The organism is Vibrio sp. DNB22_10_4 (assembly GCF_052879755.1).
On sequence record NZ_JBNNXW010000002.1, the window covers coordinates 602,082 to 623,711 of the forward strand.

General features: G+C 47.3%; 24 protein-coding genes and 1 other RNA gene. 11 read left to right on the top strand and 14 right to left on the bottom strand.

The window, feature by feature from the left end; translation table 11 throughout:
- Positions 1-3: 3 nt before the first annotated feature.
- From ACVA6Q_RS10740 to rpoE, 4 genes are read right to left on the bottom strand one after another with little or no spacing between them, the layout of a single operon-like run.
- Positions 4-474 (bottom strand): SoxR reducing system RseC family protein, encoded by a 471-nt coding sequence (locus ACVA6Q_RS10740; RefSeq protein ID WP_353497147.1) that lies wholly within the window; start codon positions 472-474, stop codon positions 4-6.
- Positions 471-1,451, bottom strand: a complete 981-nt coding sequence (gene rseB / locus ACVA6Q_RS10745; RefSeq protein ID WP_353497148.1) for a sigma-E factor regulatory protein RseB — start codon at positions 1,449-1,451, stop codon at positions 471-473. Before rseB ends, ACVA6Q_RS10740 begins: the two co-directional genes overlap by 4 nt.
- Complete coding sequence (locus tag ACVA6Q_RS10750; protein ID WP_446647472.1) at positions 1,448-2,074, bottom strand: RseA family anti-sigma factor; 627 nt, start codon at positions 2,072-2,074, stop codon at positions 1,448-1,450. Before ACVA6Q_RS10750 ends, rseB begins: the two co-directional genes overlap by 4 nt.
- Positions 2,075-2,088: 14 nt before the next feature.
- Positions 2,089-2,667, bottom strand: coding sequence for an RNA polymerase sigma factor RpoE (gene rpoE / locus ACVA6Q_RS10755; RefSeq protein WP_103882021.1), 579 nt, complete (start codon positions 2,665-2,667; stop codon positions 2,089-2,091).
- A gap of 372 nt (positions 2,668-3,039) precedes the next feature.
- Between rpoE and nadB the strand changes: the two genes are divergently transcribed.
- Positions 3,040-4,641, top strand: coding sequence for an L-aspartate oxidase (nadB, locus tag ACVA6Q_RS10760; protein WP_353497150.1), 1,602 nt, complete (start codon positions 3,040-3,042; stop codon positions 4,639-4,641).
- 54 nt (positions 4,642-4,695) lie between these two features.
- Here the strand turns inward: nadB and ACVA6Q_RS10765 are convergent, their stop codons facing one another.
- Both ACVA6Q_RS10765 and ACVA6Q_RS10770 read right to left on the bottom strand, forming a co-directional pair.
- Positions 4,696-5,076 (bottom strand): hypothetical protein, encoded by a 381-nt coding sequence (locus ACVA6Q_RS10765; protein WP_446647473.1) that lies wholly within the window; start codon positions 5,074-5,076, stop codon positions 4,696-4,698.
- A gap of 9 nt (positions 5,077-5,085) precedes the next feature.
- Positions 5,086-5,346, bottom strand: a complete 261-nt coding sequence (locus tag ACVA6Q_RS10770; protein WP_353497152.1) for an FAD assembly factor SdhE — start codon at positions 5,344-5,346, stop codon at positions 5,086-5,088.
- A gap of 243 nt (positions 5,347-5,589) precedes the next feature.
- Here ACVA6Q_RS10770 and ygfZ point away from each other — a divergent pair, with 243 nt between their 5' ends.
- The 3 genes from ygfZ to ACVA6Q_RS10785 all read left to right on the top strand — a co-directional run bounded on the left by ygfZ (position 5,590) and on the right by ACVA6Q_RS10785 (position 8,016).
- Positions 5,590-6,558 carry a tRNA-modifying protein YgfZ gene (gene ygfZ / locus ACVA6Q_RS10775; RefSeq protein ID WP_446647474.1) on the top strand — a complete coding sequence of 323 codons (969 nt, stop codon included), beginning with the start codon at positions 5,590-5,592 and terminating at the stop codon, positions 6,556-6,558.
- 17 nt (positions 6,559-6,575) lie between these two features.
- Positions 6,576-7,055, top strand: a complete 480-nt coding sequence (locus ACVA6Q_RS10780) for an aminoacyl-tRNA deacylase (protein ID WP_446647503.1) — start codon at positions 6,576-6,578, stop codon at positions 7,053-7,055.
- A 754-nt stretch (positions 7,056-7,809) separates the two neighbouring features.
- Positions 7,810-8,016 (top strand): DUF1107 domain-containing protein, encoded by a 207-nt coding sequence (locus ACVA6Q_RS10785; protein WP_353497154.1) that lies wholly within the window; start codon positions 7,810-7,812, stop codon positions 8,014-8,016.
- Between the two features lie 131 nt (positions 8,017-8,147).
- Here ACVA6Q_RS10785 and ACVA6Q_RS10790 read toward each other — a convergent pair whose 3' ends face one another.
- Genes ACVA6Q_RS10790 through ACVA6Q_RS10800 form a run of 3 tightly spaced genes read right to left on the bottom strand, consistent with a single transcriptional unit; the run spans position 8,148 to position 11,190 of the window.
- Entirely contained in the window at positions 8,148-9,368 is a 1,221-nt protein-coding gene (locus ACVA6Q_RS10790) for an FAD-dependent 2-octaprenylphenol hydroxylase (protein WP_446647475.1), read from the bottom strand.
- A gap of 7 nt (positions 9,369-9,375) precedes the next feature.
- A complete protein-coding gene (gene ubiH, locus ACVA6Q_RS10795; protein ID WP_446647476.1) occupies positions 9,376-10,569 on the bottom strand; it encodes a 2-octaprenyl-6-methoxyphenyl hydroxylase in 1,194 nt (397 codons plus the stop codon).
- A 39-nt stretch (positions 10,570-10,608) separates the two neighbouring features.
- The gene (locus ACVA6Q_RS10800) at positions 10,609-11,190 is read right to left on the bottom strand and encodes a YecA/YgfB family protein (protein ID WP_446647477.1); all 582 of its coding nucleotides are present in this window, start codon (positions 11,188-11,190) and stop codon (positions 10,609-10,611) included.
- 276 nt (positions 11,191-11,466) lie between these two features.
- Here ACVA6Q_RS10800 and zapA point away from each other — a divergent pair, with 276 nt between their 5' ends.
- The 5 genes from zapA to serA all read left to right on the top strand — a co-directional run bounded on the left by zapA (position 11,467) and on the right by serA (position 14,873).
- Entirely contained in the window at positions 11,467-11,778 is a 312-nt protein-coding gene (zapA, locus tag ACVA6Q_RS10805; RefSeq protein ID WP_353497158.1) for a cell division protein ZapA, read from the top strand.
- 1 nt (position 11,779) lies between these two features.
- Positions 11,780-11,963: non-coding RNA, 6S RNA (gene ssrS / locus ACVA6Q_RS10810), on the top strand.
- A gap of 3 nt (positions 11,964-11,966) precedes the next feature.
- Entirely contained in the window at positions 11,967-12,554 is a 588-nt protein-coding gene (locus ACVA6Q_RS10815; protein WP_446647478.1) for a 5-formyltetrahydrofolate cyclo-ligase, read from the top strand.
- 139 nt (positions 12,555-12,693) lie between these two features.
- Positions 12,694-13,350 (top strand): ribose-5-phosphate isomerase RpiA, encoded by a 657-nt coding sequence (gene rpiA, locus ACVA6Q_RS10820; RefSeq protein WP_353497160.1) that lies wholly within the window; start codon positions 12,694-12,696, stop codon positions 13,348-13,350.
- 293 nt (positions 13,351-13,643) lie between these two features.
- On the top strand, positions 13,644-14,873 hold the full coding sequence (gene serA, locus ACVA6Q_RS10825) for a phosphoglycerate dehydrogenase (RefSeq protein ID WP_446647479.1): 1,230 nt from the start codon (positions 13,644-13,646) through the stop codon (positions 14,871-14,873).
- A gap of 254 nt (positions 14,874-15,127) precedes the next feature.
- Here serA and ACVA6Q_RS10830 read toward each other — a convergent pair whose 3' ends face one another.
- Positions 15,128-15,823 carry an oxidative stress defense protein gene (locus ACVA6Q_RS10830; protein ID WP_353497162.1) on the bottom strand — a complete coding sequence of 232 codons (696 nt, stop codon included), beginning with the start codon at positions 15,821-15,823 and terminating at the stop codon, positions 15,128-15,130.
- Between the two features lie 108 nt (positions 15,824-15,931).
- Complete coding sequence (locus tag ACVA6Q_RS10835) at positions 15,932-16,828, bottom strand: LysR family transcriptional regulator ArgP (RefSeq protein ID WP_429759914.1); 897 nt, start codon at positions 16,826-16,828, stop codon at positions 15,932-15,934.
- 121 nt (positions 16,829-16,949) lie between these two features.
- Here ACVA6Q_RS10835 and ACVA6Q_RS10840 point away from each other — a divergent pair, with 121 nt between their 5' ends.
- Together ACVA6Q_RS10840 and ACVA6Q_RS10845 are read left to right on the top strand one after the other, a co-directional pair.
- Complete coding sequence (locus ACVA6Q_RS10840) at positions 16,950-17,570, top strand: LysE/ArgO family amino acid transporter (RefSeq protein ID WP_353497164.1); 621 nt, start codon at positions 16,950-16,952, stop codon at positions 17,568-17,570.
- Between the two features lie 6 nt (positions 17,571-17,576).
- On the top strand, positions 17,577-18,074 hold the full coding sequence (locus ACVA6Q_RS10845) for a YbaK/EbsC family protein (RefSeq protein ID WP_353497165.1): 498 nt from the start codon (positions 17,577-17,579) through the stop codon (positions 18,072-18,074).
- 38 nt (positions 18,075-18,112) lie between these two features.
- Here ACVA6Q_RS10845 and mscS read toward each other — a convergent pair whose 3' ends face one another.
- The 3 genes from mscS to ACVA6Q_RS10860 all read right to left on the bottom strand — a co-directional run bounded on the left by mscS (position 18,113) and on the right by ACVA6Q_RS10860 (position 21,615).
- On the bottom strand, positions 18,113-18,976 hold the full coding sequence (mscS, locus tag ACVA6Q_RS10850) for a small-conductance mechanosensitive channel MscS (RefSeq protein WP_042496213.1): 864 nt from the start codon (positions 18,974-18,976) through the stop codon (positions 18,113-18,115).
- Positions 18,977-19,236: 260 nt separating this feature from the next.
- Entirely contained in the window at positions 19,237-20,313 is a 1,077-nt protein-coding gene (fbaA, locus tag ACVA6Q_RS10855; protein WP_353497166.1) for a class II fructose-bisphosphate aldolase, read from the bottom strand.
- 138 nt (positions 20,314-20,451) lie between these two features.
- Positions 20,452-21,615 carry a phosphoglycerate kinase gene (locus tag ACVA6Q_RS10860; RefSeq protein WP_353497167.1) on the bottom strand — a complete coding sequence of 388 codons (1,164 nt, stop codon included), beginning with the start codon at positions 21,613-21,615 and terminating at the stop codon, positions 20,452-20,454.
- Positions 21,616-21,630 lie beyond the last annotated feature (15 nt).

Sequence of the window (21,630 nt, forward strand, 5' to 3'; positions counted from 1 at the left end):
TATTTAGGCAATGGACTGCCCGAGCACCCGCACCAATTCAACCTGTTGATGCGATGCAGCTTCCATTGGTGACACCCATTTTTTCGCGAGTCGGAAACCAAGGTAAGCAGAAACTGCTGAAAAACCAATCACCACCAGCTCACTACCGCCAAGCAGTGGCGCCAGCCATAACTGGCCAGCCATCGCGCCTAAAAATAGAAAAAGCAGCGGCAATAAATAGATCAATGCCGCCGATTGCAGCAGACTTTTCTCTGGAAACGCAATTTCAACAACATCGCCAGGGTTGACGGTTTTGGAGGTCAGTAGATGCCAGCTCAGTTGCTTGTTACCGACCGCTTTAGTGACTATACCGGTTCCACAACTGTTTTTTGATTGGCAAGAGCTGCAACTGGTTTGTTGGTCGCAGCTCAATTTAACTTGGTAACGATGACCACGGCTTTTAACCGAGGTCACCGTTGCAAGAGCGGTCATCATGGGGTTACGCCTTCATCTGCTTGCTGTACTTTGTTCAGTTTAACAGATTGTGCGATACGCTGCGCGGTGGCAGGAGGAATGTCGCCAACCACAGAGACCTGCATGTCTCCAGTGACAATGCTGTGCACTGTGCGGCGTCCTTGGCGAATTAACTGGCCTTTCATCGAGTTACTGTCTCGATCTGAGACATACACAGAGAAGCTAAATAAGCCATCGGTGTACATTTGACTCTCCACCACATCTTCAGTAGCGATCATGCGATAACGATTAAGATCTTTTGGAGTAAAGCCACTTGGTACCCAACCAACTTGCCAGAAGGTTTGTTCAATATTGCCTTTTGGCAGTGACAATACCGCTGGAAGCTGGACTTCATCAAGTGAGCTAAGCATGGTCGCTATGTGATCGTTGATGGAGTATGAAATCACACGATACTGTTCGAGAATCTCACCATCTCGGTCGAGAAGATCAGCGCGCAATGGAAGCTTACTTTTTTCGTCCACCCACAATACATAGGAGTAACGCAGGCCGTCTTTTGGTACCACACGAAATACTTGTGCCGCCGCTCCAGCTTCTCTGGCACGGCCAACGCGAACATAGTCGTAATATTGGCTCAGTTTTTTGATGTCACTGTTAAGCAGGGGCATCAAAGGTGCCACCATCTTGCCCGACTCTATTGTAAATGGATCAGCGCCGGGCTCGATGTAGCTGACTTCGTTGCCACGGCGGATAACCTCGCGAACCGGGCCACTCAAGTAAACCAAATGCGCCAATTGCTGCTCTTCATGCCTCGCATGTCGATACAACAAAGGCTCAATACTGTTCTTTTTGATCAGGATATAGGACAGTTCGTAGTTCAATTGCTGACTGGCGTCATTCATTTGATGCAATAAAGCCTCTACAGAAGACTGCTCTTCTGCAAAGGCCGAGTTAGCAAACAAACTGAACAGCAATAACGAACTGGTCAGAAGTTTTTTCATTCAATTACCGATTCTGTATCCGTAGTCAGAGACGAATGATCGTCACTGTTTAAGCGCAGCTGTAGCTCATAGTCTTGAAGCAGAGCATTAATGCGGCGACGCTGCTCTTGCACGTTAGTGCTTTCATTCTGGTTAGTTCTCGCGACTGAATCACGAGTCAAACTTACCGGCTCTGCACTACCCGCAAATGGGATAGTTTGCAAAACAGGTAGCTGCTCAATTTCAGGTTGCGTTGCATCTTGTCCAGAGAACTGCTGCACACCTAAAATAACGGCGAGCGATACACACGCTGCAATGCCCACTTGGCCAAACTGAGTTAACCATGCAGGTAGCTGACGTTTCGCTTGCGACGGTGTAGGTTGTGCCTCAATCGGCATCACTGTCTCTTTACTTACCGCTTGATGTGCTGGCTCATCATCGAGTGCCAGTGCGACGCTCTCAGCAATATTCCAATCCAAGCTCTGTGGCTCATCGCCACGCATTACATCACCGATTAGGTGGTAGTTTTGCCAGGTTTGTTTGCTCTCCTGATCATTCTCAAGCGCTTCGATTAGCGCGTCGTCGATCAGGTCTCCGTCCATGAATGCTGAAAGCTTCTGTTTGTCAGCCATTATATTCACCATAGTTGTAACTAGTTTTAGCGTTGAAGAAGAGGCTTAATCTTCTTCTCTACCGCTTCACGAGCACGGAAGATACGCGAACGTACCGTTCCTACTGGGCAATCCATTACTTCTGCAATCTCTTCGTAACTCAAACCATCGAGTTCACGAAGGGTCATTGCAGTCTTCAAATCTTCTGGTAACGCTTCAATTGCAGCGAAAACTGTTCGCTTCAATTCATTCGACAACGTTAAGTTCTCAGGGTTCGAAATTTCTTTCAAAGCGTTACCGGTTTCAAAAAATTCGGCATCTTCTGCGTCCACATCGCTGGCCGGTGGCCTGCGACTCTGCGCAACAATGTGGTTCTTTGCGGTGTTCACTGCTATGCGATACAACCAAGTATAGAAGGCGCTTTCACCTCTAAACGTTGGGATCGCACGATACGCTTTAATAAACGCTTCTTGGGCTATGTCCGCTACGTCGCCCGAATTGCTCACGTATCTTGATATGAGATTGCAAACCTTGTTTTGATAGCGCAAAACCAACAGGTTAAATGCTTGTTTATCTCCACTTTGAACGCGCTCAATCAACACCTGATCGGTCGGCTGCTCGTTCATGCGAGCGTTCACTCCTATTCGTTCTCACCCTTACCTTCTCAGATATGAGTATTAATTATGCATATTGTAGTCTTGACACCACCGCTAACATGAGCACTATTGTGACTCTATGCAAATGGGAAAGTTCAAAACTTTCTGGATTTTTTTGTTATTTGTCATTCACAATGTGATTTGGCGTCCACTACAATGGGCTCAACTCACTAGAATGGATTAGTTAACGCCACAACACAACGAGTTTTTCAACCCGTTCCACATGGCGGTAATCCAATTAGCAAGTGCCCTTCGCCAGCTGCATTACGCAGCTTCCTATCGTGCACTTTTAGCTGGGTAGAGTTTGCTAGCTCTACCATAGGTCAGGATTTTAATAGAATTATGAACACAAACCGAGAACATCTTTGTGATGTTTTAGTTATAGGAAGTGGCGCTGCTGGTCTTTCTCTCGCGCTACGAGTTGCTGAGCGCGGTAAGGTTATTGTTTTAAGTAAAGGGCCGTTGAGTGAAGGGGCAACCTATTACGCTCAAGGCGGTATTGCCGCAGTTTTCGACGAAGCCGACAGCATCGAGTCACACGTTAATGACACCAATATTGCCGGAGCTGGCCTGTGTGAAGAAGACACGGTGCAGTTTATTGCAGAAAACGCGAAAGAATGCGTGCAATGGCTGATCGATGGCGGTGTTCCATTTGACCAAGTTGAAACCGAAAAGGACGAAGCACCTCGTTATCACTTAACGCGTGAAGGCGGACACAGCCATCGTCGTATTCTGCACGCAGCAGATGCAACGGGAATGGCGATGCAGACTACGCTGCAAGACAACGTGCAGAATCACCCAAACATCGAAATCTTTGAGCGCTACAACGCCCTTGATTTGATCACGGAAGATAAAGTGGGTGGCAGCAAAGACAAAGTTGTTGGTGCCTATATTTGGAACCGCAACCAAGAACACGTTGAAACCGTGCGCGCTAAGTTTGTCGTGCTGGCAACAGGCGGCGCATCAAAAGTGTACCAGTACACCTCAAACCCAGACGTTTCTTCAGGTGATGGTATTGCAATGGCATGGCGCTCTGGTTGCCGGGTTGCTAACCTAGAATTCAACCAATTTCACCCAACGTGTTTATTCCATCCAGACGCACGTAATTTCCTGCTAACCGAAGCGCTGCGAGGCGAAGGGGCTTACCTAAAACGCCCTGATGGCACCCGCTTTATGCCGGACTTTGATGAACGCGAAGAGCTAGCGCCGCGTGATGTGGTTGCTCGTGCTATAGACTTCGAGATGAAACGCCTAGGTGCAGATTGCATGTATCTCGACATCAGTCATAAGCCGGAAGAGTTTATCATCAAGCACTTCCCAACCATTCACATGCGCTTGCAAGATCTCGGCATCGACATGACCAAAGAGCCGATCCCAATTGTTCCGGCGGCACACTACACCTGTGGTGGCGTCATCGTAAATAAGTCGGGTCGCACGGATCTTGAGCAGTTGTATGCGATTGGTGAGGTGAGCTACACCGGTCTTCACGGGGCAAACCGCATGGCGTCAAACTCACTGCTTGAGTGCGTGGTATACGCTTGGTCTGCGGCCAAAGACATCATGGAAAAATTCGACAGCGCAACTCATCCAGACACCTTGCCAGCTTGGGATGAAAGCCAAGTCAGCTGCTCTGATGAAGAGGTCATCATTCAGCATAACTGGCACGAGCTGCGCCTGTTTATGTGGGATTACATGGGCATTGTACGCACTGATAAACGACTTGAGCGCGCACTGCGTCGTATTCAGTTACTTCAACAAGAAACTCATGAATACTACAGCCACTTCAAGGTATCGAACAACCTGCTAGAACTGCGTAACCTGCTGCAAGTTGCTGAGCTGATGGTTCGCTGTGCCATGCAACGTAAAGAAAGCCGCGGTCTGCACTACACGCTCGACTATCCTGAGATGCTAGAAAACAGTGGTCCAACGATTCTGGAGCCGTAATTAATCCTCCTAATCAAGTTAGAACCGAAAGCAGCCACCTCACTGGCTGCTTTTTTATTGCCACCCTTTTACCACTACCGCTAAATGCCGGTAACTTCGCTCTGTGGTGGCTGTACGCCAAATAAGCCGCCAACCGTGTTTAGCATCGTAGAGGGCAATCACCCATGCTGATAAGGCGAGATTAAAATGCGCCTTATTTAGCCTTTCTTCATTAAGGTGCCACTTATCGTCTTTAAAGCGCAGACGCCCAGTGGCACAAGGCCGTATCATTGACGTCGACACAACCACACCCCATACCAATGGCAAGATCGCTAGAGGCAGAGGCGAAAAGAGAACGGCGAAACAAATCGAGAATTTGACTAGGCTATCAATAACCGAAGGAAGGGAACAAGAAGACAGGTGCAGGTCAAGATGAGGAACCTCGGCCTGCCCCATATAATTCGATTAGCGAACTTTACTTAAGTTGTGTGCCACGATTTTGTCGACCATCGACGCGTGACCTAGGTTTTCGCTACGCCCATGCCCCATCACCCAGGTGAACAAATCCGGGTCGTCGCATTCCAGCAGCGATACGAAGTCATGTTGCTCTTGGTCATTGAGAGTATCAAAGCACTCCTCAAAGAAAGGCATAATCACGACGTCGAGCTCCAACATACCTCTACGACACGCCCACTTGATGCGCGCTTTTTCTTCACTAGAGTACATTCTAATCTCCATCTACTACTCATTATTGGGCGAGTGTAACAAGCAAGTGCATGCCCCACCACACTCTGCATCACACAAACTCAACTTTGCTCACAAGATTTCGTGCAACAAGCCCTATTTGGGTTTCCAAGCTTATTGAACTATCCATTGATACTATATCCATTGACACTGAGCAGTTTAAGCTGACAAATGGTAACGTCGCGATTAACATATCAACCATGTATAACAAAGAGATCACAACCTATGGAATGGCAACCTAGCATTCAAGCACTATCCCTTACCCCAGAGACAACGCTTCCCGCACTGATGTTGACGCCGCTCAGCTCTTGGGGCGCGATTGAACTGACGGGTGATGACCGTAAGTCTTACCTTCAAGGTCAGGTGACCTGTGATGTGGTCTCATTGGAGGCACAGCAATCGACGCTAGGCGCTCATTGTGATGCAAAAGGTAAAGCCTGGAGTGTGTTTCGCTTGTTCCATACAGAACAAGGCTACGCGATGTTTCAGCCACTATCAGCGATTGGTCAAGAGTTAGTTGAGCTGAAAAAATACGCCATCTTCTCTAAAGTTGAATTCACCCAAAGCAGCAAAGCGTGCATCGGTGTTATGGGAGGGCAAGCTCAAGCGTGGGTTGATGAGCATTTCCCATCAGCAGGTAACGTTAGACAGCAAAATGGCAGCAGTGCAGTACGCATTGATGAAAAGCGTTGGCTGGTACTGGCAAGCGATGAACTTATTGAATCCCTAGACGCTCAAGAGACTCAGTGGGTGCAAGAATCTATCTGGACGCAGTTCGACATTGATGCAGGGCTACCTACTCTGAGTGCAAAGCAACAAAACCAGCACATTCCTCAAGCGTTCAATCTACAGGCATTGGATGGTATCAGTTTTGCTAAAGGCTGTTACACCGGCCAAGAGACGGTCGCTCGAGCCAAATATCGCGGCATTAACAAACGCATGCTAGCGACACTCACTGGCCGTTTAACCGCAGCCGTGACTGGCGATGAGGAAATCATCATTGAACGCTCTGTCGGTGACAACTGGCGTAAAGCAGGCGATGTCCTTAGCGTATTCCAATACGATGACCACACATTTAAGGCGTCAATCATCATCAACAACAACCTAGATGACGACGTTGAATTCCGCCTAGCGTCTCAACCAGATAGCCGCCTGTCATTGTCACTTCCACCATATTCGCTCGATAGCGAATAAACACAGTGTCTTCACTGATGACTGACGTACCCGAAATTGAAACTGCGATCACACAATATTTGACGCAAAATGGCATTCCATTTCGGGTACTGATGCAGCCGCGTGAAGCCGTGTCGATTGAAGACGCGGCAATGCTGCGAGGCATCACTCCCAACATGATGGTTAAAACCATGGTGTTGAGAGACATGGGGAATCACTATGCGCTAGCGTGCTGTCCAGGCGATCGCCAAATCGATCCTAAAAAGGTTCGAGCGGCACTGCAATCTAGGCGCATGACTTGCGTTGACAGCCAAGATATCGAATTGCTAACCGGCTACAAGATTGGCACAGTAACGCCACTATTACTCAAAACCCCAATGCCCATCCTGTTTGACTCGACGCTAAAAGCAACGTCTACCATTACTATTAGCAGTGGCGAGCGTATTGCTGGCATCGAACTGGCTTTGGATGACCTCACCAGACAATGCTCACCACTCTGGAGCGACATCATTCGTTAATCGTTGTGACTCGCCGGCTTGCCAATCCAATGTCTATCGCCGTCAACGCCACCAGCGCGTAATTGTCCTAGCGTTAAATTTAGCGCTACAAAATGCAACATTTTGTCTACCAAGGATGGTCAAGTGTGAACTTAGTCGGATTTTACCACACGCAACAATGAAAAGTTATACATTTATTCAGCATAAATAGTCACGACGTCAATTTTGCGTTATGGTGGTTTTGTGTCCAATTTAATCCCAAGGTTAAATTGAAACACGCACTAGAGTGAATCTCTGCCTAGGGCAGTAACTCCACTTTTGTGTAATGCATCTGTGACATTTGGCCCGCTGTGCGGGCTTTTTTTTGTCTTGTTTTTCTCCCACATACTTTCCAATCCCATTCGGTCATGAATGTGTAAATTTGTATGTCAGATGACAACTTTTCTTGCTTTGTCCGGTCTATTAATACGTAACTATTGTGCGGCGGTTATAAAACCAACCATCGAGAACATGCGATATTGTTGATTCTCACTTTTCACCAACTAGGCTATCAGAAACAATATTGAAGTAAGAATGGAAGCCCCCAGAATGAGCTTTTGTGCTAAGTATCACGTGGCATTGGCGATAAGTTAGAAGAAATGCAAAACGTAGCACAAAACAACAAAGTGACGCCAACAAGAGGGCAATTAAGCCTCCTTAATCACACAATTTAGTAAGGGTTTTATCTATAATTCCCGAGCTAGGACAACGTTAGGTACACTATAAGGAAGGTTAAATGAGACTGTTTAAGCGCTATACGCCAAGTATGATTGCTAAACACATAAGTCGATTGTTTAAGGGAAAGATCTACGTTTATGGACTCGGAGGCTTTGAGTTCGACAACGGCAAACTGATCATCCCTGAACGTGCAGAACAGCGCCATTTCAAAGCGGTAAAAGAGATCAACCAAGAAGTCATGAGACTGAGGTGCGCGTACGCCTAACTGAAATTTTAGTCAAACTTGCCACTGCGTCTCATCCTCATTTCGTTTCTACTACGCAAGCAAGAATACCACGCATTAAAAAGGACAGCTTAAGGCTGTCCTTTACGTTTCCTTCAATCAAACGCTATTTATTAGTCTTGACTTACCAATGACTTAGCAAGCTCCGGCAGTCGACCTCGCATCCCAAGAGCTCGACTCATGATCTCTTGTTTCGCACCAGGTAACTGCCCGACCAGGCTCATACCAATACCACGGATCATTTTCTTCGCAGGATTATCACCTTCGAACAAGTCTTTAAAACCCTGCATCGCTGCGATCATTTTCGCCGCTTCGGCTTTACGCCAGCGCTCATACTCACGCAAATGACGCTTACGCCCCACATCTTTCCCTTCATGCCACAGCTTTTTCAGCTCTTGGGCTAGGCTTGCCGCATCCAGCAGACCTAAGTTAACCCCTTGTCCAGCAAGTGGGTGGATGGTATGCGCCGCGTCGCCGACTAGTGCTACACGCTCAGTTACAAAGTCACGAGCATATCGCATGGTAAGAGGGAATACACGACGTTCTGATTGCACCTGGCACAAACCCAAACGGCTATCAAACTCTGCCGTCAACGCTTTGTTGAACTCGGCATCAGACATCTTTGCCAGCTTTTCAGCGCGGGTAGGCTCAGTTGACCAAACGATGGAGCACAAGTTGTCTTCATTCATCGGCAAAAACGCCAGAGGGCCTTGAGAGGTGAACACCTGACGCGCCACTTTGGCATGATGATCTTCAGTGGTGATATTAGCCACGAGCGCACTGTGTCCATAATCCCAGTGAGTAAGCGGAATATCTTGCTGCTTACGAACCCAAGAGTTCGCGCCATCGGCACCAACAATGAGCTTACTGGTAAACGACTGACCGTTGTCTAGTGTCGTCCAAACTTCACTTTCACCAATCGCCATCGACTGACAACGATGTGGCATAAAGAGCGTCACATTGTTTTGTTGCTCAACCTGTTCCAGCAGCGCCAACTGAATAACTCTATTCTCAACAATGTGGCCTAAGTTAGGCTGGGACATTTGGCTGGCAGAAAACTCGATACGAGCGAAACTGTCTTGCTCCCAGACCTCCATTGCCTGGTAAGGCGCATTGCGATGCTTGGCAATCGCTTCCCATGCGCCTAGGTTTTTGAGGATCATTTCACTGGCTCGGCTCAGTGCCGAGACACGAATATCAGGATCACCAGAGAGATCTTTTGAAGGCGTCGTGCCCTCGACAATCGCAATTCGCAACCCCGTATCTTTCAAAGCACGCGCTAACGCGAGTCCCACCATTCCGCCACCGACGATGGCGATATCAAAACTTTGCATCTTCGTATTACCTATTCACCACACCCAAAGCACGATTAAACACAGGAGTCTTCAGCCGTGGGAAATTGTCCATCATTGCCAATCCAAGATTTCTCGCCACCCGAAGCGTCAATAAATCATTGGAAAATACGCGCACCAAACCTGATGTCATGGTTATCGTGAGCTCTCGATCAGTCTGACGTTGCGCTTGAAACTTAGTTAGATTAGCGTACTCACCCACATCTTTACGGTTTTCAAGCAGCGAATCCACCAATGTCGCAATATCGCGAATACCCAAGTTGAATCCTTGTCCGGCGATCGGGTGCAACGTCTGCGCCGCATTCCCCACCGCCGCAACACGATGAGCAACGATTTGTGGTCTGTATCTCAACAGCAGTGGGTAGCTCACGACCGAACCGACACGAACAAAACGCCCCAGTCGCCAACCAAACGCTTCTTGAAGCGCATCTAAAAACTCATTGTCTGGCAACGCTTGTACCAACTTGGCCTGCTCTGGCGGCATGCACCACACGAGCGAGCTTCGCGATTGTGACATAGGCAGCAACGCAAGCGGGCCATGCTCGGTAAATCGCTCAAACGCTCGACCGCTTGGCGCTTCACTGGTTAGCGCATTGGCGATAACGGCCACTTGCTCAAAATCTTGGGTATGCTGTTCTAGCCCTACCGCCTGACAAATAGCTGAATCCGCACCATCCGCTGCGACGACCAATTTCGCCTCTAGCTGCAAGGTTTCATCTTGAGGCGAGCGAATGTCAACGGTGACAGCTTGTTGATGCTGTACAACCTCACTCACTGAATAAGGACAGAATAAGTCAATGTGTTCGCGCTTAGCGAGTTCGTCATTAAAACGTCTGCCTATCTCGGCAAGCTCAACCACGTAACCCATCGCATCAAGGCCTTCTTTATCGGCATAGAAGTCGGTCATGCCGGCATGACCACGGTCTGATACATGAATGTGAGTGATGGGTGTGGCATGATCCTCAATCACATGCCACAGGCCGTAACCTTTCAGGATCTCGACAGTGCCATGTGACAAAGCAATAGACCGGGCATCAAACCCAGGATGAGCTGCATTGTCTTGTGCAAACGACTCGACAACCGCTATGTTGAGCGCATGATCAAAGCTAGTGTCCAGCGCCATAGCGAGCGTCGCTCCCGCCATCGCTCCACCAGCAATAACAACATCATACTTTTTGGGCACAGACTTTCTCCTTGTTCGCCAACCTGACCCGCACCTAGATTAGTGAATCGTCGGTGATTCAGCCGCTTTACTTGGTTTTACGCCAAACTCAGCGTGAATAGTCAATACGCAAGCTTTAACGTGCTCAATAACCTGTTCTAGCAATTGCGCTTGCTCTTCTAGATCGTCATCTTCATCGATGCCCAGTCTAGCAATTTCTTCCAAGTCACCCAGCGCTTCTTTGGTATCGGCCGACGCTTTTGCTAAAGGAGCGTTAATGAGTCCGAGTCCCGAAATAAAGTGGTTCACCCACTCGCTGAGGCCATCTGCTTGCTCAAATAAGCTAGCATCTACGCCCTCACCAGGAATAAACAAAGCAAGCTCAAAGCTTTGCTCTGCCGTCAGTTCTTTGATCGATAAATCCAACAGCGCTTTTGAACGGGTTAATAGAGATTGAGGCCAACCTAGACCATCATTGGTGTAGTCAAACAACAGAGGTTGCCAGCTGTCATCTTTCAAACCTAAACCGCCACTTAACATGCCAACCAATAGGCCGTGCAGTTCAGCAGGGGAAACGGCAAGGCCGGCTTGTTGTAGCTCTGTCGCTACCGCAATGTAATCGGGTAGTGTTGATTCACTCATAACGATTCTCGTTGTCCTGTAGGGCAGCCAACTGGGTCACCAGCAGTGCCACTTTTATTCGAATTGGATGTGCAATGCTACCACTTCCCACTCATGGCGGAAATGGTGTCCCACTCGTTTCTGAATAGCTTTTGTGCGAATTGTCGATTTCGTGTGTGATTAGCCACGCATTTGGCACGGAGTCACCAGAAAAGCTTGAATCTTAATGTGGCTTTACCTATAGTTTCTCCCTCAACATTACCGCTATTGGTGATACTTAAAAGAGTTCTTGTCATTATGGAAAATCAAGCTGTCGAAGTGGAAATTTTGGGTAAACTGACTCGGGTAAATTGCCCAGAAGATCAGAAAGATACCCTTGTTCAAGCGGCGAAAGACTTAGATAACCGATTGCAAGAAATGTCCCAAAGGACTAAAGTAACCAACGAGTTGAAACTGCTTACCATTGCGGCGCTTAATATGTCGTATGAGCTTAACAACCGCAGTAATGAGTCACTTCAAGAAGTGACTGAGATGAACGAGCGCATGGAGCAGCTCGCGGCATCACTTGATGATGCCATCAGCAAAGTAAAGCAAGGACAGCAAGCCTAATTTTACCCTGGGGTGTGCGTCAGTGGATTTAAGTCCCTGAGCCGATAAGCAATACCAAAGGGTTAGTACTTGATAGCTATTGAGCAAGCTCGGCTCGTATCGAGAAGCCTACGGTTATCATTGCTGATCCGCCTTGAACCAGCTGGTTCAAGGGCCACAATCCTCAACGGCACTCTGGGGTATTCCTAATGTCACCATCGACTAGGCAGCAAATTCGAACCTTGATTCGGGGCCGCCGACAAGCTATCCGTTCAGATCAGCAAGCTCACTACGCTCTCGACTTGGTCGAACGCGCCAAGCAGCTACCCGAACTCCGCGCTGGTCAAAAAGTCGCGCTTTATCTAGCCACTGATGGCGAACTGGATACTCAACCTATGATTGAGTGGTGCTGGCAACAAGGAATAGAGACCTACCTTCCGGTTATCCATCCTTTTTCCAAAGGCCATCTCCTATTCTTGCGCTACGCATACACCACGCCTCTGGTGCACAATCAATATAAAATCCTCGAACCAAAGCTTGATAAGCAGACGATATGTCCTGTCGCTGATCTGGATGTCATCTTTACACCACTTGTTGCGTTCGATGACGATGGTCAACGCCTCGGAATGGGTGGCGGCTACTATGACCGAACCCTCGCACCGTTTGCCACGAATCAGACTGGTCCAAATGCCATTGGACTGGCTCACGATTGCCAGCAAGTCGGCAGGCTACCAATTGAATCATGGGATATTCCGCTTAGTACCATCATGACGCCAAGCAAAATCTGGCGCTGGTAAAAACAGTCTCGAAAAGAGCAATCGATTGCTGTTTTTTGCTGTTTTTCTTCATTTCGCCAACTTAACCGTCATTTTTTGCGGTTTTTGATATATAATTCGCCCGCATTTTGACCTTAATTCTAAACATTGGGATTTCACCATGACTCAAGACGAGATGAAGAAAGCCGCTGGTTGGGCAGCACTTAAGTATGTTGAGAAAGGCAGTATTGTTGGTGTAGGTACCGGCTCTACTGTTAACCACTTTATTGATGCGCTAGGCACAATCAAAGAAGACATCAAAGGTGCAGTTTCAAGCTCTGTCGCTTCAACTGAGAAGCTAGAAGCACTTGGCATCGAAGTATTCGACTGTAACGATGTAGCAGCGCTTGATGTTTACGTTGACGGCGCAGATGAAATCAACGCAGCTCGTGACATGATCAAAGGCGGCGGTGCTGCATTGACTCGTGAGAAGATCGTAGCCGCTATCTCTGACAAATTTGTGTGTATCGTTGATGGCACCAAAGCAGTCGACGTACTGGGTAAGTTCCCACTTCCTGTAGAAGTTATCCCAATGGCACGTTCATACGTAGCACGTGAACTGGTAAAGCTTGGCGGTGACCCTGTGTACCGTGAAGGTGTTGTGACCGACAACGGCAACGTGATCCTAGACGTGTACGGCATGCAAATCACCGATCCAAAAGCGATGGAAGACAGCATCAACGGTCTAGCGGGTGTTGTGACTGTGGGTCTATTCGCGCACCGCGGTGCCGATGTGATCATCACTGGTACGCCAGAAGGCGCAAAAATCGAAGATTAATGACACGCGCGTTCACGCTATCACTGGCCTTATAACTGGCCGATATATTGAACGCGATTACGTCATTTGACTACAAACGGCACCCCTGGTGCCGTTTTTTCGTTTTCCTATAAGAAAATTATGCCTTATTCCGTAATTTTCTTACCCATCGTTAAACTTTTTTGTTACTTTATTGGTCACAAGACGCACAAGGAAAACGTTTGCCTAAAGCAGTTGGAAGCTCCCTCCCTGATATTCTCACTGTCAAATGTGCGCCAATTTAGCCCAAATTTCCCATGTTAAGGATGAGTTCAATGGCCAAAGTTTCACTGGAAAAAGACAAGATTAAGATTCTTCTGCTGGAAGGTTTGCATCCATCTTCTGTAGAGGTTCTTCAAGCTGCCGGTTACACCAATATCACTTACCACAAAGGCTCGCTACCAGAAGACGAGTTAATGGAAGCGGTAAAAGACGTTCACTTTATCGGTATTCGCTCCCGCACTAACCTGACAGACAAGGTGATCAACGCGGCAGAGAAACTTGTGGCGATTGGCTGTTTCTGTATCGGTACTAACCAAGTTAACCTTGAAGCTGCGGCTAAGCGCGGTGTACCTGTCTTCAACGCACCATTCTCAAACACGCGAAGTGTGGCTGAGCTAGTCCTTGGTCAAATCCTGTTGCTACTTCGTGGCATTCCAGAGAAGAATGCTCTCGCTCACCGTGGCATTTGGAAGAAGAGTGCGGACAACTCTTATGAAGCTCGTGGTAAACGCCTTGGTATTATCGGTTACGGTCACATTGGTACTCAGTTGGGTATCATTGCAGAGAACTTGGGTATGCGTGTCTACTTCTACGATATCGAGAACAAGCTGTCTCTTGGTAATGCGACACAAGTGCACACCATGACTGAGCTATTGAATAAGTGTGATGTCATCTCACTGCACGTTCCAGAAACTCCTGGAACCAAGAACATGATGGGTGCGGCAGAGTTCGAGCGTATGAAGCCAGGCTCAATCTTTATCAACGCGGCGCGTGGCACTGTGGTTGATATCCCTGCCCTTTGTGACGCCCTTGAAGGCGGTCACCTAGCAGGTGCAGCGATTGACGTGTTCCCAGAAGAGCCAAAAACCAATGCAGACCCATTTGAGTCTCCACTGATGAAGTTCGACAACGTGATCCTAACTCCACACGTTGGTGGTTCTACACAAGAAGCACAAGAGAACATTGGTGTTGAGGTTGCTGGTAAGCTAGCGAAATACTCAGATAACGGCTCAACGCTATCAAGCGTGAACTTCCCAGAAGTATCACTGCCAGAGCACACAGACTGTTCGCGCCTACTGCACATTCACCAAAACCGCCCTGGCATCTTAACGCAAATCAACACCATCTTTGCGGATGAAGGGATTAACATCGCGGGTCAGTACCTACAGACTGCTGCGGATATCGGTTATGTAGTAATTGATGTTGAGACAGCGCGTTCGGAAGAAGCGTTGGCGAAATTGAAGCAGATTGAAGGGACGTTGCGAGCGCGTATTCTTCACTAATTTGTTTGAAGAGCTTTACCCCTCCTAGCCTCCCGGCTACGCGCCCCGCTTAAAGGGGAGGAACCACTGGCTCGCTGCGCATCGCCTTATACGAAAACGGCGATGCGACGATAGGAGCAAGCCTACTGTTCTCCCCCTAATATAGGGGGAGCTAGAGGGGGTATAATGCGCTGAACTTACAACAAATTATGCAATTAAAGTAGACACCTTAGCTTATAGCAAGCACTACTAACCCACTAAACTCCCCAAAACCATCACTCACCAATCCGATAAGTCACATCCACCCGATCACGAATCGTAATCACCGAATCCTGATAACTATTCGACTCCGCCTTGCTATCCATCGCCATCGCACGCATCACCACCGGCTGGTTCATCTGCTGACGGTACTCAATACGCCACACATTGCCAAGCTGCTGATCAAACCCTTTCGCTAATGAAGACGCTTTGCTTTGCGCATCTTTTATCGCCGCCATACGAGCCGCTTCTTGATACTGACCTTGGTCTTTGACTTTTAGTTGAATGTTATCGACCTGATTGATCCCGGACTCCAGAGCAAGATCCAAATAGTTATTAAGCTTATCGAGATCCATCACTTGAACCGTCACCGTACGAGACGCTCGATAGCCAATCAGTTCAGGCTTGCCCTTTTCTGGGTAGTGATACTGCGGTGAAAGATAGAGATTTGAGCTTTGGATATCCGCTTTGTCGATACCATTCTTGGTTAAGTCATCAAGAAATTTGTCGACGACAGAATCCACACCTTGCTTGGCTTGGTCAGCATCCATCTGAGACTGAACCACGCGAACTGAAAACTCAGCCATATCCGGCTTGGCTTGGATTTCACCGTAGCCTGTTGTAGAAATGTGGGCAAATTCCGGCTGACTCGCAAACACCGGAGCCGCAAATAGACTGACGACTAAACTACCAACAACTAATGACTGTTTCATGAAGACTCCTCGTCTTATTTTCTTATACTCAATATTAGGCATAGGTTTGGATTATAGGTTCCCAGACATTAAAAAGCTGACAGAACATTGACCAAACACCATCTGTCACTACTGAGGCAAAAACTGCCTAGCGTGGCCAATAATGGCATCCGACACCTCACTCAGCACTCCACTTTCAAGCTGCCAGTGGTGCCAGTAAATTTGGTGTGACAGCAAGATATTGGGCGTCAATTCAATCAAGGCGCCAGACTCGAGTTCATCTTGGATTTGCAGCTTAGGAATAAGGCAGTAAGCCACACCCGCGACTGCCAATTTCACGAACGCTTCTGAGCTTCGTACTGTATGTTTAAGTATGTTGCCACGCATAATATTGAAGTGTTGATTCACAAACTTCTGATGCATTTTGTCGTGTTGGTCATAGGCAACGGCTGGCGCTTTCATCAAGGTTTCCCGGTTCACACCTTGGCTGAAGTATCGTTTGATAAAACTTGGGCTCGCCACACAAAGATAGTCAACGCGTCCTAAGTAATCGGCGACACAGCCAGGAATCGATTGTGGCTCTAGACTGATTGCCCCCACCACTTCCCCGTTTTTGAGCTTTTCTATGGTTCGACCTTCATCATCAACAATAAGATCAAGCTCTACGCGCTTGGACTCTAGAAGCGGAAACAAACTCGGTAACAGCCAAGTCGCTAGACTATCTGCGTTCGTAGCAAGAGAAACCGATAACGGCTTATCGCCAAGGTCGGCAGCAAGCTCAGGCACCAGCTCTTGTTCTAGCAAACGCACACGACGATATAGCCCAAGCAACTTTTTCCCCACCGCGGTTGGTCGTGGTGGCTGTTCTCGAACCAATACTGGTTGCGCCAACCATTTTTCCAGTTGCTTCACGCGTTGAGATACGGCAGATTGAGAGATATACAAGTGCTCCGCTGCTTTATCGAAGCTTTTTTGCTCAACAATCGCATCCAGTGCCTCTATCCATTTATAGTCTAATCCGCGCATCTTTTAACCCCTCAAAACAGCCATTAGCAAAGCTTATTTCTCATTAATATTATTAACTTTCCTAATCATAATCGAATCGCTATTCTCTCGCTCTCTTTTATGCAGTGGTGAGGAAATTAAAGTGAATTTTTGGGTGCTTCTTCAAGGTTTCGGATTGGGTGCGACAATGATTATCCCAATTGGCGCTCAGAACGCTTATGTATTAAATCAGGGTATTAAGCGTAATCATCACCTGACAACGGCGACGGTGTGCAGCCTGCTAGACATGACGTTCATCTCACTAGGTATCTTTGGTGGCGGTGCGATATTGTCGCAAAACGAACTACTACTAACGGCAGTGACTCTAGGTGGTATCGCTTTTCTAACCGGTTATGGTTTGCTCTCTTTGCGTAGTGCATTTAAAACACCAGCAGCAAAAGAGTCATCAGGTGAAGTCCTTGCTCGCGGAAGACGAACCGTGGTTTTAGGTGCCCTTGCGGTAACCGTGCTAAACCCACACTTGTATTTGGATACTGTGGTGATTCTAGGCTCGATCGGTGGCCAGTTTGAAGGTAATGACCGAATTGCCTTTGCTATAGGTACTGTACTGGCTTCCTTTGTTTGGTTCTACTCGCTCTCGATGGGGGCGGCAAAACTCGGCCCAACACTATCAAAACCTAAGGTTAAGAAAGGTATCGACTTGGCGGTAGCGGCCATGATGTTTACTATTGCTCTACTACTTACAAAAGGGTTAATGGAGTAAACCTGAATGGATAGAACAGAAAGCATCTATCTAGCCAACCTTACGTTATTGGAGACCTTGTCGGTCTCCTTTTCGAAATGGCAGCATGAGCCTATTCTGGACTTTGAAACAGATGTTCGTATAGCAAAAGAACTTGGCTGGACAGGTCTGCACAGCAAGAGCCTATTCTTAAAAAAGAAAGGCGGCGGGTTTGCTCTGTTTCTAACCGATAAAGACTCTAGGTTAGACAAAGCTCAACTAAAACTCGCGCTCGGCAAACGTACCTCTATCTGCAGCAATGAGGAAATGATTGAGCAGATTGGTTGTGTCCCTGGCGCGGTATGTCCGATAGGACTCCCTGAAGACATCACCATTGTTGTCGATAGCCGTTTATTTGATGCCGAAGAGATTCTTTATACACCGGGTAAACCTGATTGGACATTTGGTATTGATGGTAGCGCTCTCAAACAGGTGCTAGACAGCGTTCCAAACCAAGTCATTGAAATAGAAAAAGGAGAAGCCTAGCTTCTCCTTTTTTACATTTGATATTAACGCCTGGACGATCAGTCCACTTTGTTTAAATGCACATCCATCTGTGGAAATGGAATTTCAATACCTTCTGCATCTAACGCTTCTTTGATCGCTTGTAGCGTATCGAAGTACACATCCCAGTACTGCTCAGTACGAACCCATGGGCGAACCACAAAGTTCACAGAAGAGTCAGCAAGAGCGACTACACCAACGGTAATGCCAGGCTCTTTTAGAATACGCTCATCTGCTTCAAGCGTTTTGCGAATCACTTCTTGTGTCTTCTTCAAATCCGCACCGTAAGAGACGCCAATGACGTGGTCGATACGACGAGTCGCATGACGCGAATAGTTGGTGATTGGAGAGCCAATGACCGATGCATTTGGTACCACAACCATTTTGTTGTCAGGTGTCGTTAGGATAGTTTGGAAGATCTGAATAGAATCTACTGAGCCAGCAACACCACCAATCTCTACATAATCGCCTGACTTGAATGGACGGAAGCCAACAATCAATACACCAGCAGCAAAGTTAGACAGCGAGCCTTGCAGCGCAAGACCGATAGCCAAACCAGCAGCACCAATAACCGCAACCACTGATGCGGTTTGTACACCGATGCGACTTAGTGCAGCAATCAGCACGATAACAAACAAGGTGTAACGTACGATGCCGTGAATAAACTCGACAACGGCCTTATCCATTTTCTTCTTGTGCAGCAACTTAGCTACGCTGCCGGCAATCGCTTTAACCACGATGTTACCAATGAACAGGATAAGCAGTGCAGAAATGATATTCACACCATACTGAACTAGAAGATCAGAGTTGTTAGTTAACCATTTCTCAGCATGAGACAAACTGTCTACAAGGGGAGTTTCAATATCAACAGACTCATTGGCCATATTGTGTACCTCTAGGATAATGATGAGCAAAGCGAGTCTTAGCTAATACCACTGACTTATTAGCAAAGGCGCGCAAAAACGTTAAAGCATATCGATTGCAAATACCAATACACAAAACATAACAAAAGGTTACGCAATCAAGAGCGGTTGTGCCAGTTTTTTTAATCACATCACGTTATTTTCCACCAGGCATAAAAAAAGCCGCTCTAAAGAGCGACTTTTTTCATCTTACTATCAGTTAAATCTTATTCGATTTAATCTTATAGTACGTCGATAGCGTTTAGGTCAGCGAAAGCTTTCTCTAGACGAGCAACCATTGAAGATTGACCTGCACGTAGCCATACGCGTGGGTCGTAGTACTTCTTGTTTGGCGCAGCTTCGCCAGTTGGGTTGCCGATTTGACCTTGTAGGAAATCAAAGTTCTCAGCCGAGTAAGTACGGATACCGTCCCAAGTTGCCCACTGTGTATCAGTATCGATGTTCATTTTGATAACACCGTAGCCGATAGACTCTTGGATTTCTGCTTCAGAAGAACCAGAACCACCGTGGAATACGAAGTTTAGAGCGTTAGGTGCGATACCGAACTTCTCTGCACAGTATGCTTGAGAGTCACGTAGGATAGTTGGAGTTAGAACAACGTTACCTGCTTGGTAAACACCGTGTACGTTACCGAAAGAAGCCGCGATAGTGAAACGTGGGCTGATAGCCGTTAGTTTCTCGTATGCGTACGCTACGTCTTCTGGAGAAGTGTAAAGCTCAGATGCGTCCATGTGAGAGTTATCAACGCCGTCTTCTTCACCACCAGTACAACCTAGTTCAATCTCAAGAGTCATGCCCATTTTCGCCATGCGAGCTAGGTACTGACCAGAAATTTCGATGTTCTCTTCTAGAGACTCTTCAGAAAGGTCGATCATGTGAGAAGAGAATAGTGGCTTACCAGTTTGAGCGAAGAACTCTTCACCTGCATCTAGAAGACCGTCGATCCAAGGTAGAAGTTTCTTAGCAGCGTGGTCAGTGTGAAGAATCACTGGAACACCGTAAGATTCAGCAACTGCGTGAACGTATTTTGCACCAGCAACTGCACCTAGGATTTGCGCGCCTTGACCTTCAAGCTTAACGCCTTTACCAGCGAAGAAGCCAGCACCGCCGTTAGAGAACTGAACTACAACTGGAGCTTTAACTTTAGCTGCAGCTTCAAGAACACCGTTGATAGAGTCAGTGTTAACTACGTTAACTGCAGGAAGAGCGAAGTTGTTCTCTTTAGCAACTTCAAATACTTTCTGAACGTCATCGCCAGAGATAACACCTGGTTTTACGAAGTCGAAGATCTTAGACATGGAATAAGTCCTATTTTCTGTCGTTTTAAATAAAAATTGGCAATCGTTTGCTCACAATGGGCGGCATTGTATCAAAGTTAACCAGCCATTGCAGCATAGATAAAAGCGGACTCATTAGCCCGCCTTATAAAAAGATAATTATGCTTTAGCACGCTCTTCAAGCATTGCTACTGCTGGAAGTACTTTACCTTCAACAAACTCAAGGAAAGCACCGCCGCCTGTAGAGATGTAAGAAACGTCAGCTTTGATACCGAACTTGTCGATAGCTGCTAGCGTGTCACCACCACCTGCTACAGAGAAACCTTCAGATTCAGCGATCGCTTTAGAAATGCCTTCTGTACCCGCTTCGAAGTTCTTGAATTCGAATACGCCAACAGGGCCATTCCATAGGATAGTTTTAGCATCTTTTAGGATTTTCGCTAGTTCAGCTGTTGAGTCTGGACCTAGGTCGAAGATCATGTCGTCGTCTTGAACTTCAGATACGTGCTTGATTTCAGCCTCTGCGTTCTCGTCGAATGCTTTTGCACATGCAACGTCAGTAGCAACTGGAATTGCACACTCGTCCATTAGCTTCTTAGCTGTGTCTACTAGGTCTGCTTCGTATAGAGACTTACCTACGTTGTGACCAGCAGCTGCGATGAACGTGTTCGCGATACCACCGCCAACAACAAGTTGGTCAGCGATTTTAGATAGAGACTCAAGAACCGTTAGCTTAGTAGAAACTTTAGAACCACCAACGATAGCCACCATTGGACGAGCTGGTTTGTCCATTGCTTGACCTAGTGCGTCTAGTTCGTTAGCTAATAGAGGACCTGCACACGCAACTGGCGCGTTCATGCCAACGCCGTGAGTAGACGCTTGTGCACGGTGAGCAGTACCGAATGCATCCATTACGAAGATGTCACATAGTGCTGCGTACTTCTTAGATAGCTCTTCTTCGTTCTTTTTCTCGCCTTTGTTGAAGCGAACGTTTTCAAGAACAACAAGCTCACCCGTGTTTAGCTCAAGACCGTCTAGGTAATCTTTAGCAAGCTTAACTTCACACTCAAGTGCGTCGTTTAGGTAGTTAACAACAGGTTGTAGAGAGAACTCTTCTGCGTACTCGCCTTCAGTAGGACGACCTAGGTGAGACGTAACCATCACTTTAGCACCAGCTTCTAGACAGTGCTTGATGGTTGGTAGAGACGCAAGGATACGAGCGTCAGATGTTACTTTACCGTCTTTAACAGGTACGTTCAGATCAGCACGGATAAATACGCGTTTACCTGCTAGATCCAGGTCAGTCATCTTGATTACAGACATGTTTAGTCCTCTCAA